Source organism: Streptomyces sp. NPDC085596, from assembly GCF_044541565.1.
Taxonomy (GTDB): Bacteria; Actinomycetota; Actinomycetes; order Streptomycetales; family Streptomycetaceae; genus Streptomyces.
In genome coordinates this window covers 198,604-212,656 of the sequence record NZ_JBITTC010000011.1, presented here as the reverse complement: position 1 = coordinate 212,656, position 14,053 = coordinate 198,604, and the positions used below count along the sequence as shown (strand labels likewise).

Annotated in this window: 14 protein-coding genes; 4 read left to right on the top strand and 10 right to left on the bottom strand. The window is 70.6% G+C overall.

Annotated elements, in window-relative coordinates:
* The first annotated feature begins 88 nt into the window (after window positions 1-88).
* Window positions 89-1,519, top strand: coding sequence for a pyruvate kinase (pyk, locus tag ACIGA3_RS27905; protein WP_399720913.1), 1,431 nt, complete (start codon window positions 89-91; stop codon window positions 1,517-1,519).
* A 95-nt stretch (window positions 1,520-1,614) separates the two neighbouring features.
* Here pyk and ACIGA3_RS27900 read toward each other — a convergent pair whose 3' ends face one another.
* The 4 genes from ACIGA3_RS27900 to ACIGA3_RS27885 form a co-directional block, all read right to left on the bottom strand.
* The gene (locus tag ACIGA3_RS27900) at window positions 1,615-2,949 is read right to left on the bottom strand and encodes a hypothetical protein (protein ID WP_399720911.1); all 1,335 of its coding nucleotides are present in this window, start codon (window positions 2,947-2,949) and stop codon (window positions 1,615-1,617) included.
* A complete protein-coding gene (locus ACIGA3_RS27895; protein WP_399720909.1) occupies window positions 2,939-3,466 on the bottom strand; it encodes a DUF6114 domain-containing protein in 528 nt (175 codons plus the stop codon). The genes ACIGA3_RS27900 and ACIGA3_RS27895 overlap by 11 nt, the downstream gene beginning before the upstream one ends.
* A gap of 116 nt (window positions 3,467-3,582) precedes the next feature.
* The gene (locus ACIGA3_RS27890) at window positions 3,583-4,236 is read right to left on the bottom strand and encodes a DUF6230 family protein (RefSeq protein WP_399720907.1); all 654 of its coding nucleotides are present in this window, start codon (window positions 4,234-4,236) and stop codon (window positions 3,583-3,585) included.
* A 623-nt stretch (window positions 4,237-4,859) separates the two neighbouring features.
* Window positions 4,860-5,831 carry a tetratricopeptide repeat protein gene (locus ACIGA3_RS27885; RefSeq protein WP_399720906.1) on the bottom strand — a complete coding sequence of 324 codons (972 nt, stop codon included), beginning with the start codon at window positions 5,829-5,831 and terminating at the stop codon, window positions 4,860-4,862.
* A 200-nt stretch (window positions 5,832-6,031) separates the two neighbouring features.
* Here ACIGA3_RS27885 and ACIGA3_RS27880 point away from each other — a divergent pair, with 200 nt between their 5' ends.
* On the top strand, window positions 6,032-6,652 hold the full coding sequence (locus ACIGA3_RS27880) for a TetR/AcrR family transcriptional regulator (RefSeq protein ID WP_399720904.1): 621 nt from the start codon (window positions 6,032-6,034) through the stop codon (window positions 6,650-6,652).
* 222 nt (window positions 6,653-6,874) lie between these two features.
* Window positions 6,875-8,041, top strand: a complete 1,167-nt coding sequence (locus ACIGA3_RS27875) for a DUF3103 family protein (protein ID WP_399720902.1) — start codon at window positions 6,875-6,877, stop codon at window positions 8,039-8,041.
* A 95-nt stretch (window positions 8,042-8,136) separates the two neighbouring features.
* On the opposite strand, the gene ACIGA3_RS27870 is transcribed toward ACIGA3_RS27875, so the two are convergent.
* From ACIGA3_RS27870 to ACIGA3_RS27855, 4 genes are all read right to left on the bottom strand, one after another.
* Window positions 8,137-9,837, bottom strand: coding sequence for a methylmalonyl-CoA mutase (locus tag ACIGA3_RS27870; RefSeq protein ID WP_399720901.1), 1,701 nt, complete (start codon window positions 9,835-9,837; stop codon window positions 8,137-8,139).
* A gap of 74 nt (window positions 9,838-9,911) precedes the next feature.
* Window positions 9,912-10,250 (bottom strand): DUF3817 domain-containing protein, encoded by a 339-nt coding sequence (locus tag ACIGA3_RS27865; RefSeq protein WP_399720899.1) that lies wholly within the window; start codon window positions 10,248-10,250, stop codon window positions 9,912-9,914.
* Window positions 10,251-10,317: 67 nt separating this feature from the next.
* Window positions 10,318-10,827, bottom strand: coding sequence for a MarR family winged helix-turn-helix transcriptional regulator (locus ACIGA3_RS27860; protein WP_399720897.1), 510 nt, complete (start codon window positions 10,825-10,827; stop codon window positions 10,318-10,320).
* Between the two features lie 11 nt (window positions 10,828-10,838).
* Window positions 10,839-12,080 carry an MFS transporter gene (locus ACIGA3_RS27855; RefSeq protein ID WP_399720895.1) on the bottom strand — a complete coding sequence of 414 codons (1,242 nt, stop codon included), beginning with the start codon at window positions 12,078-12,080 and terminating at the stop codon, window positions 10,839-10,841.
* A 76-nt stretch (window positions 12,081-12,156) separates the two neighbouring features.
* Between ACIGA3_RS27855 and ACIGA3_RS27850 the strand changes: the two genes are divergently transcribed.
* Window positions 12,157-13,134 (top strand): DUF5937 family protein, encoded by a 978-nt coding sequence (locus tag ACIGA3_RS27850; protein WP_399720894.1) that lies wholly within the window; start codon window positions 12,157-12,159, stop codon window positions 13,132-13,134.
* A gap of 138 nt (window positions 13,135-13,272) precedes the next feature.
* Here the strand turns inward: ACIGA3_RS27850 and ACIGA3_RS27845 are convergent, their stop codons facing one another.
* The gene (locus ACIGA3_RS27845; RefSeq protein WP_030816030.1) at window positions 13,273-13,566 is read right to left on the bottom strand and encodes an MTH1187 family thiamine-binding protein; all 294 of its coding nucleotides are present in this window, start codon (window positions 13,564-13,566) and stop codon (window positions 13,273-13,275) included.
* The gene (locus ACIGA3_RS27840) at window positions 13,563-13,907 is read right to left on the bottom strand and encodes a DUF3817 domain-containing protein (protein WP_399720892.1); all 345 of its coding nucleotides are present in this window, start codon (window positions 13,905-13,907) and stop codon (window positions 13,563-13,565) included. The genes ACIGA3_RS27845 and ACIGA3_RS27840 overlap by 4 nt, the downstream gene beginning before the upstream one ends.
* Window positions 13,908-14,053 lie beyond the last annotated feature (146 nt).

Here is a 14,053-nt window from a genome sequence, read left to right as displayed (position 1 = left end):
GCAGTAACACGCCTGAGCGCCTGTCCGCCCATTTGTAACTCCGCCGGCCGGAATATTCCGCAGTGAAACAAACCGATAGGATCGCCTCATGCGCCGTTCGAAAATCGTCTGTACTCTCGGCCCCGCGGTCGACTCCCACGACAAGCTCGTCGCCATGATCGAGGCGGGCATGAATGTGGCCCGCTTCAACTTCAGTCACGGCACCCACGCAGAGCACCAGGCGCGGTACGACCGCGTCCGGGCCGCCGCCAAGGAGACCGGGCGCGCCATCGGCGTCCTGGCCGACCTCCAGGGCCCGAAGATCCGGCTGGAGACCTTCGCCGAGGGTCCGGTGGAGCTGGAGCGCGGTGACGAGTTCGTCATCACGACCGAGGACGTGCCGGGCGACAAGCAGATCTGCGGTACGACGTACAAGGGCCTGCCGGGCGATGTCTCGCGCGGCGACCAGATCCTGATCAACGACGGCAACGTCGAGCTGAAGGTCGTGGACGTCGAGGGTCCGCGGGTGAAGACGATCGTCATCGAGGGCGGCGTCGTCTCCGACCACAAGGGCATCAACCTGCCCGGCGCGGCCGTCAACGTGCCCGCGCTGTCCGAGAAGGACATCGAGGACCTGCGCTTCGCCCTGCGCATGGGCTGCGACATGGTCGCGCTCTCCTTCGTCCGTGACGCGGGGGACGTGCAGGACGTCCACAAGGTGATGGACGAGGAGGGCCGCCGGGTCCCGGTGATCGCCAAGGTGGAGAAGCCGCAGGCGGTCGAGAACATGGAGGACGTCGTGATGGCGTTCGACGGTGTGATGGTCGCCCGTGGTGACCTCGCCGTCGAGTACCCGCTCGAGAAGGTCCCCATGGTGCAGAAGCGCCTGATCGAGCTGTGCCGGCGCAACGCCAAGCCGGTGATCGTGGCGACCCAGATGATGGAGTCGATGATCACCAACTCCCGGCCGACCCGCGCCGAGGCGTCCGACGTGGCCAACGCGATCCTGGACGGCGCGGACGCGGTCATGCTGTCGGCCGAGTCCAGCGTGGGCGCGTACCCGGTGGAGACCGTCAAGACGATGTCGAAGATCGTCAAGGCGGCCGAGGAGGAGTTGCTCTCCAAGGGCCTCCAGCCGCTGGTGCCGGGCAAGAAGCCGCGTACGCAGGGTGGTTCGGTGGCCCGCGCGGCCGCCGAGATCGCCGACTTCCTGGGCGGCAAGGGCCTGATCGCGTTCACCAAGTCCGGTGACACCGCCCGCCGGCTGTCCCGCTACCGCGCGACCCAGCCGATCCTGGCGTTCACCACGGACGAGGGCACCCGCAACCAGCTCACGCTGAGCTGGGGCGTGGAGTCGCACGTGGTGCCGTTCGTGAACACCACGGACGAGATGGTCGACATGGTCGACCAGGAGCTGGCCAAGCTGGGCCGCTTCAACGACGGTGACACGGTCGTCATCACCGCGGGTTCGCCTCCCGGTGTCCCCGGCACCACCAACATGGTCCGGGTGCACCACGTGGGCGGCGGCGACCGCAACTGACGTTCCCCGCGACAGAGCCGTGGCCCGGTCCCCCTCGACTGGAGGGGGACCGGGCCACGGTGTTGTGCGGCTCCCGAACGGGCTTTTGGTGCGGCTCAGTCGGCGTACTGGTGGAGCTTGGGGATGGTCAGCGTGCCGCCGAACTGGGCGGCCTGCTGGACCGTGACATCGGTGAAGTAGATCAGCGGGATGTTCAGCGGCGGCGGGCTGTCCGGGCTGAAGGTGATCGGGATCAGACCGAACAGCTTGCCCGAGATGCTCTCGGTGTACATGGTGGTCTCGCCGTCGCGGATCGTGGACATCGTGCCCTTGCCGGCCTGTACGTGGTACGTCTTGCCGGACGCCTTGTCCTTCACCGTCTGGTGCAGATCCCCGATGTCGGTGCCGTCGGAGATGACGTACTTCAGCACCTTCTTGACCTTGCCGCTGGCGGTCCGCACCTGCACGACGCCCTGGTAGTCGGCGCCCTTGAGCAGCAGGGAACTGGCGTTGAGGTACCAGGGATCGTCGGCGAGGAGCTGCTTGTTGTCGACACCACCGACGTCGTCCGTGGCCTTCTCGCAGTCCTCGGCGGCGTCGGAGGCGCTCGCGGAGGGGCTGGGCGTGGCGGACGTCGAGGTGCTCGGCTCGGCGCTCTCCGCGGCCTTCTCCGAGCTCTTGGCGGCGCCCGGTGCGGGGGTGCCGGCGGTGTTGCCGCCGGTCTTCCCGGCCGGTTCGTCCTCGTCGCTCCTGGCGGAGGACGCGGAGGGCGCCGGCGCGGTGGAGGCGGAGGGCGCGGGCTCGGACGCGGAGGGCGTCGAAGTCGCGGACGCCGTACCGGACTTCTTGCCCCCGGTCAGCACGTCCCCGAGGGCGTCCCCGATCGACCCGAGCAGCCCGCCGTCGGCGTCCTTCGAACTCGCCGAGGGCGAAGGGGTGCCGGCGGGGGCGTTCGTGGCGGCCGAGGGCTGCGCGGAGGGCGCGGCCGCGGGCTTCGATGCCGGCGAGGCGGAACCGGAGGCGGGAGTACCGCCCTTGTCGTCGCCGGAACCTGAATCCGGCGAAGACGCCTTGCCGTCGCCCTCGTCGGCCTTGTCCCCGGCGGACACCGAGGGGCTGGGCGTGGGCGAGGCCGTGGTCTCACCGGCGGAGGGCGAGGGACTCGCGGAGCTGTCCTCGTCGCCGCCCAGCGCCTTGACGCAGTCCTGGTAGTCGGCCGCCTTCTGGCTGTTGGAGGCCGGTGTACCGCCGCTGCTGTCCGCGATGGCGAGCGTGGACGTGAAGCCCATGCCCATCAGTACGGCCGTGGGCATCGCCACGGAGGCTATGGCCTTGCCGGCCGGCATGTGGAGCCTGGTGAACAGCAGCTTCTTGGGGGCCGCGTGGCGGGGCCCGGTTCTCGCACGGGACCCGTCCACATCAGGCCCGTGGGTCACCTCGTCAGCCGGCACTGTGCCTCCCGTTCGCCTCGTTGGCCGGGCTCGTTCCTGACAGGTCCATCGGTGCGCTCACCGGCTCCTCGCTGCGCGGGGCCGGGACGCCGTACCGGCCGGACTCCTCCGCCTTGGCCGCCGGACCGGGCGACCAGGCGATACCCATCGCGCCACCCACCATGGAGAGGAGGAAGCCGATGACGAAACCGCCGAAGTTGGACACGGGGATGGACACCAGCGCGAGCAGGATCGCCGCGACGCCCGCGAACACCCGTACATGCTTCTGGAACCAGAGGCTGATGCCCAGCACGATGAGCAGCACGCCGATGATCAGCGAACCGGCTCCGGCGGTGGTGGCCATCGCCACCGTCAGATGACCGATCTGCAGATGGGCGTACGGGAAGTACATGATCGGAAAGCCGCCGAGCATGACGAACAGACCGGCCCAGAAAGGCCGGGTGCCCCGCCAGGCGCGGAACTGCTGCCTCCGGCGGGCGAACTGGCCGGATTCGGCGGCAGGGGTCTCGGCGCTCATGGAAAACAGCTCCCTGGTGCGGCATTACTGTGGTGGAGATGGGGGCCGCGGGTGAAGAAGCGGCCGGACAGTGGACGGGCGGGGGAGCCTGAACTCCCCCGCCCATCAGCCGGTGCCTAGTAGCACTCGGCCTTGGTGCCCGTGGACAGGCCCATGTGCAGACCGTTGAGCTTGAAGGTTCCGGCGGTGGTGGCCCACGCCGTCTGCTTCACGTCGGTCAGTTCGGCGGAGCTGGCCTCCTGGGCGAACCCGTACGGGTTGACCTGCTTGTTGGCCATCTCGCCGCTCTTGATGCCCGGACCCTTGAGGTCCTTGCCCGCGACACCGATGTTGATGTCGTGGAACGTGGCGTCGGCGCCCAGGTCCTCGACGTCGATGTACAGGTTCTCGGCGGCGACCTGCTTCTTCGGGTCGGGATTGTCGCCCGCCGTCAGACGCAGCGTGACCGAGCCGATCCCCGGAATGCCGGGGGTGACGACCGACTGGCACATCTTGTAGATCGTGGCGCTGGAGAACGCCGAGACCGCCACCGGATGCGCCGTCTTCTCGCCACTCAGGGTGTAACCCGAGTCGATCGCGCCGTACTGCGAGAAACCGGTGCCGTTGAGCGTCTTCGCGGACACCTTGAACGACTGGCCGGAAACGCTGAACGACGCGGCGAGAGCACCCTGCGCGAGGGCGACGCCTATCACGGCCGTAGCGGCGACGCTGGGCACCATGACCACAGCGAAGCGCTTCCATCTGGTCCCGCCACGCACCTGGGACTCCATATTTCCTCCTTCTCGGACGTACATCTCCTGTCCCGGAAATCGCCCCAGCGGGCGGCTCGGCCGGGCAGGGATGGGAGAAGTGCTACGTCCTCGGGAAGGGGAGCGCCCGCGCTCGACGGCGCGAACCCGCGCCCGAACAACCGGCGTTCACCCCCGAGCGACAACCACTGGTCGCGCCTGACGCACATCACGCACAACCTTCGGGACAGGCTCCACCGGTACGGCGAAGACCCCCCTGCCCCAGAGCCGGCGCCACTGCCGCCGGCTCTGCTCGGTGGGGACCCAGAGTCTCCCGCTTCCCGGCCGGCTGCCGGGGTGCGGAAATGGACCGAGCGTGGCCGATCGTGGTGCATTCTCGCCGCCCGCACAAGGGGCGCCGTTACCGGCTAGTAACGGCGCGATAACCGAACAACGACCCAGCGGTCTCGGAGGGCGACAGACCGTGCCATCACTGGGCAGAGCAAAGCCGTTGATCTCCGGGCGAAGCCGGACAGACCAACGGCTCTGGCTTACTCGCAGTAACAGCAGGCGGGTTTACCAAGTTTTGGTAAAGCGTGATCGCTCAGGCATCAGATCGGCCATTCGGTGAGCCCGGCATCACGCGTCCCGTGTCCGACGCGGAGTCAGAACAGCGCCCGCGCCAGCGCCCTGCGCGCGGCCACCACCCTCGGGTCGTCGGCACCCACGACCTCGAACAGCTCCAGCAGACGGCGGCGCACCGCGTCCCGGTCGTCACCGGCGGTACGGCTCACGGTCTCGATGAGCCGGCCGAAGGCGTCCTCGACATGACCGCCCACCAGATCCAGGTCGGCGGCGGCGATCTGGGCGCCGGAGTCGGCGGGCTTCTCGGCCGCGTCCCTGCGCACCGCCTGCGGGTCCAGGCCCTGCACCCGCTGGAGCAACTCGGCCTGCGCGAGACCGAGTTTGGCCTCGGTGTTGGCCGGGTCGTCATTGAGTACGTTCTTGTACGCCTGGACGGCACCGCCCAGGTCGCCCGCGTCCAGCGCCTCCACCGCGGCCGCCAGCAGGGCGTCGTACGGCCCCTCCGGCGCCTCGGTCACGGGGGCGGCACCCGGAGCCGCGTCCGGGTCGACGGTCAGGCCGGTCAGGCCGAAGCGCTGCTCGGCGACCTGGATCAACTGGTCGAGGGTCTCCCGGATCTGCTGCTCGTCGGCCGCGCCCTGGAAGAGCGGCAGCGCCTGCCCCGCGACGACCGCGAAGACGGCCGGAATCCCCTGGACCCCGAACTGCTGCATCAGCATCTGGTTGGCGTCGACGTCGACCTTGGCGAGCACGAAGCGCCCGTTGTACTCGACGGCCAGCCGCTCCAGCAGCGGGCTGAGCTGCTTGCAGGGCTGACACCATTCGGCCCAGAAGTCGATGACTACCGGGACTTCGGCGGAGCGCTGGAGGACTTCGCGCTCGAAGCCCGCCTCATCGACGTCGATGACGAGGTCGGCCGGCGACACCGCGCCGGCGCCGCCATGGCGGGCGGCTTCGGCGCGCGCCTGCTCCGCCTTGGCCTTGGCCTCCTGGGCCGCCTTCACCGCGGCGAGGTCGACGACGCCGCTCATGGACATGTTCCGTGGCTGCATGCGTCTATCCTCCCCCGTTCCGGCGTATGAAGGAAAAAAGCGATCGTGGTCGGCGCCGGGTCCCCACCCGCGCCCGTGGTCATCGCCCGTGTACGTCCGTCACGAGCTTTCGCTACGAGTCGTAGCGTAATACCAGGACCCCCGTCCGCGACACCGCTTCCCGGTGATCTCTCTCACGACGTGCCGCTAGGGTCGTGTCCATGCAGAGCCGCACCCCCGCCAGCCGTACCGGGCGCCCGCGCAGCGCCGCCGCGGACGCCGCGATCCTGGCCGCCACGCGGCAGGCCCTGGTGGAACTGGGCTGGTCCGGGCTCACCTTGTCGGACGTGGCCGCGCGGGCCGGGGTGGCGAAGACGACGCTCTACCGCCGCTGGCCGGGCAAGAACGAACTGGTCGTAGACGCGGTGGCGGAACTCTTCGACGAACTCCGGCTCCCCGACAGCGGCAGCCTGGACTCCGACATCGAGGGCGTGGTCCTCCAGTTCGCCGCCCTCCTCGCCCGGCCGGAGGCCAGGAGCGGCCTGATGGCGGTGGTCGCCGAGTCGACGCTGGACGAGGCCCTGCGCGAACGCATCCGCACCTCCGTCGTGGACCGCCAGAAGCGCCTGGTCGTGGCGGGCCGGAAGCGGGCGCAGGAGCGCGGCGAACTGCCGCCCGAGAAGGATGCCCAGGCGGCGACCCGCGCGGTCGACCTCATCTTCGACGTCGTGGCGGGCGCGGTGGTCCACCGCACCCTGGTGAGCGGCAAGCCCGCGGACGCGGAGTGGGTGCAGCGGTTCGTCGCGGTGCTGCTGCACGGCATCATGGCGGGCGAGGACTGACGGCGGGACGGTCACGCTCCCTCACCGCCCGGCTTCGCACAGCGGCTTCACGCGTCGGCGACGGTCTTGCGCACATGACATGTCCAAGTCACCATGTGCTGCGGAATCTACTCGCATAGACGCGAGGTCCGGTTCCACCGCGTTCCCGCTCCACCCGGCACCACGATCCGACAGTGCGTCACCCCACATACTGACCACTCGCATCCGGGAGGACCGATCCCCGTGAGACCTCGTCACACCCGTAGACGTGTCGCGCTCGCCACCGCCCTGGTCGCCCTGTCCGCGGCCCAAGCCCTGGGCGCCGCACCGGCCGGCGCGGCCCCGGCCCCCACACCTCGCCCCGCTTCCACCCATTCCGCCACCGCCTCGGCGGTCACCGACGCCCAGGACCGGGCCGCACGCGACATCGCGCGTTCGCTCGGCGACTCCGCCTGGCGCACCAGCCTGCGAACGGCCGCCCTGGCATCGGACGACGTGGCCGTCACCCCGCTCGCCGCCCGGACCGGGCACGGCCCGCACTCCCTGCTGGCGGACGCCGACCGCCGGATCGCCGCCGCCAAGGGACTGGACACGAAGGTCGGCCCGCTGCTGCGGCTGCGCCTCGGCGACCGCTCCATGCGCGCGGCGCTGACCGCGGGCACCACCCCCTGGGTGGCCGTGGCCGACTCGGACGACAACGCCGGGACGGTCACCGCGTACGACAGCCGGGGCCGCGCCCACCGTCTGGACGCCCGCAGGACGCCCGCGCGCCCCGTGTACGTCGTCGACATCGACAGCTCCAAGGCGCTGGCGGCCGGCCTGGACGTCCTGCGCAAGGAACTGGCGAAGGGCGGTGTGCGCTCCGCCGCGCCGGACGCGCCGGTCACCGCGCCGGCGAACAGGGCCGCGGCGGCCGAGGGAGGCTTCTGGACCACGAAGATCGACGCGGTCGAGCTCTCCGACGACGAGGAGCCCTGGGTCAAGGGCGACGCCGAGGTCTACACCCTCGTCACCGGTTTCGGCCAGGACGGGAAGGTCCGCGTCGACCCCGTCGACATGCCGTACCTGGACAACGACGGCACGGTCTACCGGCCCAACCAGATCCTCGTGAACTGGTCGAACTACAAGTACGACCTGGCCGACGCCGTGATGATGGAGGAGGACGGCAGCACCAACTACCACGACCTCGCCGTGGCCATCGCCGGCGCCCTGCTCACCATCACCGACCAGGGCGCCTACATCCCCTTGGTGAACGCGGTCCTGGACGCCATCCCGACCGAGTGGTGGACCGACGACCCGGATTACGTGGACTCCTGGTACACCCTCGCGCAGAGCGACAACGGCACCTACCACGGTGCCCGCGGCAACGGCTGGATGACGGTCGAGCCGTACTTCGTCCAGCAGTTCTGAGTGGGTGACGCGGGGGCCGGCGGGAGGGAGTGTGTCCTTCCCTCCCGCCGGCCCCCGATTTCACCCCGCCTGGACAGGAGGTGAGTTGACGCGGGCTAGAAGCCGGCCGGCTCGGTGTACACCCCCCACTCGTCCCGCAGCACCCCGCAGATCTCGCCGAGGGTGGCCTCCGCGCGGACCGCGTCGAGCATCGGCTCGATCATGTTGGCCCCGGAGCGGGCGGCGCCCAGCATGGCGTCCAGCGTCTTCTGTACGGCCCTCTCGTCGCGCGCGGCCTTACGGTCGGCCAGCACGCGGACCTGCTCGCGCTCGACCTCGTGGCTGACCCGGAGGATCTCCAGGTCGCCGGTGACCGAGCCGGTGGCGACGTTGACGCCGACGACCCGCTTCTCCCCCTTCTCCAGCGACCGCTGGTAGCGGAAGGCGGATTCGGCGATCTCACCGGTGAACCAGCCGTCCTCGATGCCGCGCAGGATGCCGGACGTGATGGGGCCGACGGGGTGCTGCCCGTCGGGGTGGGCCCGCAGGCCCCGCTCCTTGATCTGCTCGAAGATCTTCTCGGCGTCCGCCTCGATCCGGTCGGTGAGCTGCTCGATGTACCAGGAACCGCCCAGCGGGTCCGCCACGTTGGCGACGCCGGTCTCCTCCATCAGCACCTGCTGCGTGCGCAGCGCGATCTCCGCCGCCTGCTCGCTGGGCAGGGCGAGGGTCTCGTCCAGGGCGTTGGTGTGCAGCGAGTTGGTGCCGCCGAGCACGGCAGCGAGCGCCTCCACGGCGGTGCGGACCACGTTGTTGTACGGCTGCTGCGCGGTCAGCGAGACCCCGGCGGTCTGGGTGTGGAAGCGCAGCCACTGCGCCTTGTCGGTCTGCGCGCCGTACACGTCCCGCATCCAGCGGGCCCAGATGCGGCGGGCGGCGCGGAACTTGGCGATCTCCTCGAAGAAGTCCAGGTGGGCGTCGAAGAAGAAGCTGAGGCCGGGCGCGAAGACGTCCACGTCGAGGCCGCGCGAGAGGCCCAGCTCCACGTACCCGAAGCCGTCCGCGAGGGTGTAGGCCAGCTCCTGCGCGGCCGTCGACCCGGCCTCGCGGATGTGGTAGCCGGAGACGGAGAGCGGCTTGTAGGCGGGGATGCCCGCCGCGCAGTGCTCCATCAGGTCGCCGATGAGGCGCAGGTGCGGCTCGGGCTGGAAGAGCCACTCCTTCTGGGCGATGTACTCCTTGAAGATGTCGGTCTGGAGCGTGCCGTTCAGCACCGCCGGGTCGACACCCTGGCGCTCGGCGGCGACCAGGTACATGCAGAAGACGGGGACGGCGGGGCCGCTGATCGTCATCGAGGTGGTGACGTCACCGAGCGGGATGTCCCCGAACAGGACCTCCATGTCGGCGGCCGAGTCGATGGCCACTCCGCAGTGCCCGACCTCGCCGAGCGAGCGCGGGTCGTCGGAGTCGCGGCCCATCAGGGTCGGCATGTCGAACGCGACGGACAGTCCACCGCCGCCCGCGGCGAGGATCATCTTGTACCGCTCGTTGGTCTGCTCCGCGTTGCCGAACCCGGCGAACTGGCGGATGGTCCAGGTGCGCCCCCGGTACCCGGTCGCGTGCAGCCCGCGCGTGTAGGGGTACTCCCCCGGCCACCCGATCCGCTCGAACCCCTCGTACACGTCCCCCTCCCGGGGCCCGTACACCGGCTCGACGGCGTCACCGGAGAGCGTGCTGAAATCCGCGTCGCGCTTGCGCGCGCCGTCATACCGCGCCTGCCACCGCCGGCGGCCTTCTTCGATCGCGTGAGCGTCCATACCATCGAATTTACTTGGACGTCCTAGTAAATGTCGATGGGAAACCGCCGTACGAGTACGTACGGCGGTTCCGGTTACGCCTTGGCGACGGCCGGGGACGGGTCGGCGACCTTGTCCTCCAGCTCGCGGCTGATCTTCCGCTCGACGAAGAACGCGGCGGTCGGGATGGTGCCCGCGATCAGCACCCAGAGCTGACGACCGACCGGCCACTTCGCCTTGGAGCCCAGGTCGAAGGCGAAGACCAGGTAGACGACGTACAGCCAGCCGTGGGCGATGCCGATGATCCGCGTGAACTCGTCGGCGCCGTCCAGGTGGAGCAGGTACTTGGCGATCACGCCCAGGGTCAGCAGGACCAGCAGCACACCGGTGACGTAGGCCATCACCCGGTAGCGGGTCAGCACGCTCTTCTTCATGGATACGAGCGTAACCACGCGTTCCGGCAGATCTTGCCCCAGGGTCGCTCCTGCAAGGACCCGCAGGTCAGGCGTCTTCGAAGTCTCCCGCCGCCACCCGCAGCGGGCGCAGCAGCGTGAAGATGTCGCCGCAGCTTTCCGCGTCGTAGGCGCCGAGGCCGAAGTCCATGGACATCAGGTCGCTGGTGGCGGCGTCGACGACCTCGCGGCCCTTGCCGGTGATGACGGCAAGGGTGCCGCGGCCGTCCTTGGGGTTGGGGCGCTTGGCGACCAGGCCGGCCTTGACCAGGCGGTCCACCGTGTTGGTCACCGAGGTGGGGTGGACCATCAACCGCTCGCCGATCTTGGACATGGGCAGCTCCCCCTCCTTGGAGAAGGTGAGCAGCACCAGCGCCTCGTAGCGCGCGAAGGTCAGCCCGTACGGCTTGACCACGGCGTCGACCTCGGCCAGCAGGATCTGCTGGGCCCGCATGATCGAGGTGATCGCGGCCATCGAGGGCACGCTTCCCCAGCGCTGCTTCCAGAGCTCGTCGGCACGGGCGATGGGGTCGAAGGGAAGACTGAGAGGCTTGGGCACGTCATCAGACCCTACCGGCCGGTCATATGGCGGGCAGCCCCGTCTCGGCTTTCGGTCACCCGGCACGCCACGGCGAGCGCCGTACAGCACACCGTGCCCGCCACCCCCGCCGCCACGACGGCCGCCCGCACCCCGATGACCTCGGCCACCACACCCGCCAGCGCCATACCCACCCCCTGGATCGTCATCAGTCCGGCGCTCAGCAGCGTCATCGCCCGCCCCCGCAGCTCCTCGGGCACCGCCCGTACGAACCACTGGTCGAGCCCGAGGGTGTACGCCGAGCACGCCCCGGCGAGCACCAGGAGCAGCAGGGACGGCCAGAGTCCGGGGCGCAGGGCGTAGCCGAGGTACGGCAGCACGGCGAGGCAGAGCAGCGGCAGCACGATCCGCTCACGGGTCGCCTGCCCGAGCCGTGCCCCCGCGAACAGCTCCCCGGCGACCGTACCGACGGGCAGCGCGCACATCAGCAGGCCGAGTCCGGCCGAGCCCGCGCCCAGGTCGTCGGAGTAGGGCGCGGCAAGGGCCTCGGGCACGACGGAGAACATCGCGGGCACCCAGAAGACGAGGAGCAGCACCAGCACGCGCCGGTTCCTCAGGAGCCCGAGGGTTCCGCCCTCCTTCTTGCCCTCAGGCCGCAGCCGGGCCGGCCGGTGCCGGGTGCCGAACCGCAGGAGCGTGGCCGAGGCGAGGAAGGTGCCGACGGTGATCAGCAGGGCGTGCCGGGGGCTGACGGCGGTCAGCAGCAGCCCGCCGAGCCCGTACCCGGCCAGCAGCGCGCTCTGCGAGACGATCCGGATCAGGGACCGGCCGAGCACGAACGCCTCCCCGTCACCGAGGACGTCCGCGAGGGTCGCCATCCGGGTGCCGGAGAACACCGGGGAGACGACGGCGACGCAGCAGCGCAGCGCCAGCAGCACACCGACGCCAGCCCCCGGCGCCACCATCGCCGCCACGCACGCGGCGCACACCAGGTCGCAGACCACCAGCACCCGCCGGGCGGGGAAGCGGTCGGCGACGGGGGCGAGCAGGGTGCCACCGAGGGCGTAGGGCAGGAAGCCGACCGCGAAGGCGAGCGCGCTCATCAGGGGTGAGGCGGTGAGGTCGTAGACGAGGACGGACAGCGCGATCTCGCTGACGACCACCCCGAGCAGCGACAGCACATGGGCGGCGAAGACGGCGCGGAACTCGGGGACGGCGAGGACATGGCGGTAACCCGTACGGGCGGCCGCCTGGGCCTTGGGCGGTGCGGACATGTCCGGCAGCCTGCCGGGGGCCGTGCCGGGCGACGTAGAGTTTCGGCTCCAGCCGAATGTCCAGGGGGAGATGTAAGTGGCCTCGCATCTGCACTTCGGTGAGGACGATTTCCTGAACTGCCGGTTCGCCGTGTCCCCGCTGTGGGAGACGCATGACGCGGTACGCACGCTGCGTCGCCCGGACCGGCAGGGCTACCACGTGCCGTGGCTGCGCCGCATCCGTACGGCGGCCGCCGGTCTCGACCTCGCTCCGCTGTGGCTGCTGATGCCCCGCCGGGGCCACACCCCGGACTGGCTCGGGCCGCCGCCGATCGGTCCGGCGGCCACCTTCGAGGAGGAGCTCGCGGCGGTACGGGCGGCCGATCCGGAGGCGGCCCGCGAGGACACCGCCCGCTCGTTGGTCTGCACACCGGGCGCGCTCGCCTCGGAGCAGGGCCGGGCGTGGCTGGCGGACCCGGTGCGGATGGTGCGGGAGCTGGCGGACGCCCTGGAGGTGGCCTGGCGGGTGCTGGTGGAGCCGGAGTGGCCCCGGCTGCGGGCGCTGCTGGAGGCGGACGTGGCCTTCCACTCGCGCCGCCTCGCCGAGGTCGGGCTCGGCACGCTGCTGCCCGAGCTGGACGCGCGGCTGAGCTGGGACGGCCGCACGCTGACCCTGCCGGGCGGGGTGTACGAGCGCCGGCTCGGCGGGCGGGGCCTGGTGCTGATGCCGAGCGTGTTCTGCTGGCCGGACGTGATCACCGGCTTCGACCCGCCGTGGCAGCCCACCCTCGTCTATCCGGCGCGCGGTGTCGGCGGCCTGTGGGCCGAGCCGGGCGCCCGGACGCCCCAGGCGCTGGTACGGCTGCTGGGCCGCAACCGCGCGGCCGTGCTGGCGGCGCTGGACGACCCGGCCTCCACCACGGCCCTGGCCCACCGCCTGGACCTCGCCCCGTCCTCGGTGTCGTCCCACCTGTCGGTCCTGCGCGAGAGCGGCCTGCTGACGGCACGCCGGTACGGGCACCAAGTGCTGTACGAGCGGACGCCGCTGGGAATGGCGCTGGCCTCAGGGGGCTGACGTGTTCCGGTGAGGGCGAGCGGGGTGCGGACACAGCGCCGGGCGGCGGGGGCACCGGGCGCGCGGGCGCTCAACCGCCGGGCACGCGAACGCCCCGGCCCCGTCGGGACCGGGGCGAACGGTCGAGTCGCCGGGCGGCTAGGAGCCGAGGTGACGTTCGACCGTCTCGACCTTGGAGGTGAGGCCGTCGGTGACGCCGGGGCGGATGTCGGCCTTGAGGACCAGCGAGACACGGGGCGCGCGGGCCTCGACGGCGGCCACGGCGCGCTTGACGACGTCCATGACCTCGTCCCACTCACCCTCGATGGAGGTGAACATGGCGTCGGTGCGGTTCGGCAGCCCGGACTCGCGGACCACGCGGACGGCGTCGGCGACGTACTCCCCCACGTCCTCGCCGACGCCGAGGGGCGTCACGGAGAAGGCGACGATCATGCGTTCACGGTTCCTTCCTCGCGGGCGCGGGCCGCGATGACGGCGTTCTCGGACTCACGGCGCAGCTTGCGCTCGGCGAAGAAGCCGCCGGTGGGCAGGACCGAGAGGACGAAGTAGAGCGCGGCGGTGCCGAAGTTCCACTTGGTCCGGCTCCAGGCGTCCAGCCAGAAGATCACGTACAGCACGAACAGCACGCCGTGGATCGCGCCCATCACGGGGACCGCGTTGAAGTCCGTGGTCCGCTTCAGCACCGAGCACAGCAGCAGGATCAGGAAGGACACGGCCTCCGGCGCCGAGACCAGGCGGAGGCGGCGGAGGGCGGATGCGGTCTTGAGGTCCACGGGTCACCTTCGGGGAACGTTGACTGGGGGCGCTGGGGGGGGCACAGCCGCTGGGCGGCCGGCTCATGATCCGCTTTGTGAACGGAAGCACAAGCGTCACCCATTGTGGCAAACAATGCCCCTGAGGGTGTGCTCAGGGTCGTTCT

Excerpts from the sequence above, each read along its gene's own strand:
- ACIGA3_RS27895 (WP_399720909.1), bottom strand. The coding sequence starts at position 3,466 with ATGAGCGCCGAGACCCCTGCCGCCGAATCCGGCCAGTTCGCCCGCCGG.
- pyk (WP_399720913.1), top strand. The coding sequence starts at position 89 with ATGCGCCGTTCGAAAATCGTCTGTACTCTCGGCCCCGCGGTCGACTCC.
- ACIGA3_RS27855 (WP_399720895.1), bottom strand. The coding sequence starts at position 12,080 with ATGTCCGCACCGCCCAAGGCCCAGGCGGCCGCCCGTACGGGTTACCGC.
- ACIGA3_RS27845 (WP_030816030.1), bottom strand. The coding sequence starts at position 13,566 with ATGATCGTCGCCTTCTCCGTGACGCCCCTCGGCGTCGGCGAGGACGTG.
- ACIGA3_RS27885 (WP_399720906.1), bottom strand. The coding sequence starts at position 5,831 with ATGCAGCCACGGAACATGTCCATGAGCGGCGTCGTCGACCTCGCCGCG.
- ACIGA3_RS27870 (WP_399720901.1), bottom strand. The coding sequence starts at position 9,837 with ATGGACGCTCACGCGATCGAAGAAGGCCGCCGGCGGTGGCAGGCGCGG.
- ACIGA3_RS27880 (WP_399720904.1), top strand. The coding sequence starts at position 6,032 with ATGCAGAGCCGCACCCCCGCCAGCCGTACCGGGCGCCCGCGCAGCGCC.
- ACIGA3_RS27890 (WP_399720907.1), bottom strand. The coding sequence starts at position 4,236 with ATGGAGTCCCAGGTGCGTGGCGGGACCAGATGGAAGCGCTTCGCTGTG.
- ACIGA3_RS27865 (WP_399720899.1), bottom strand. The coding sequence starts at position 10,250 with ATGAAGAAGAGCGTGCTGACCCGCTACCGGGTGATGGCCTACGTCACC.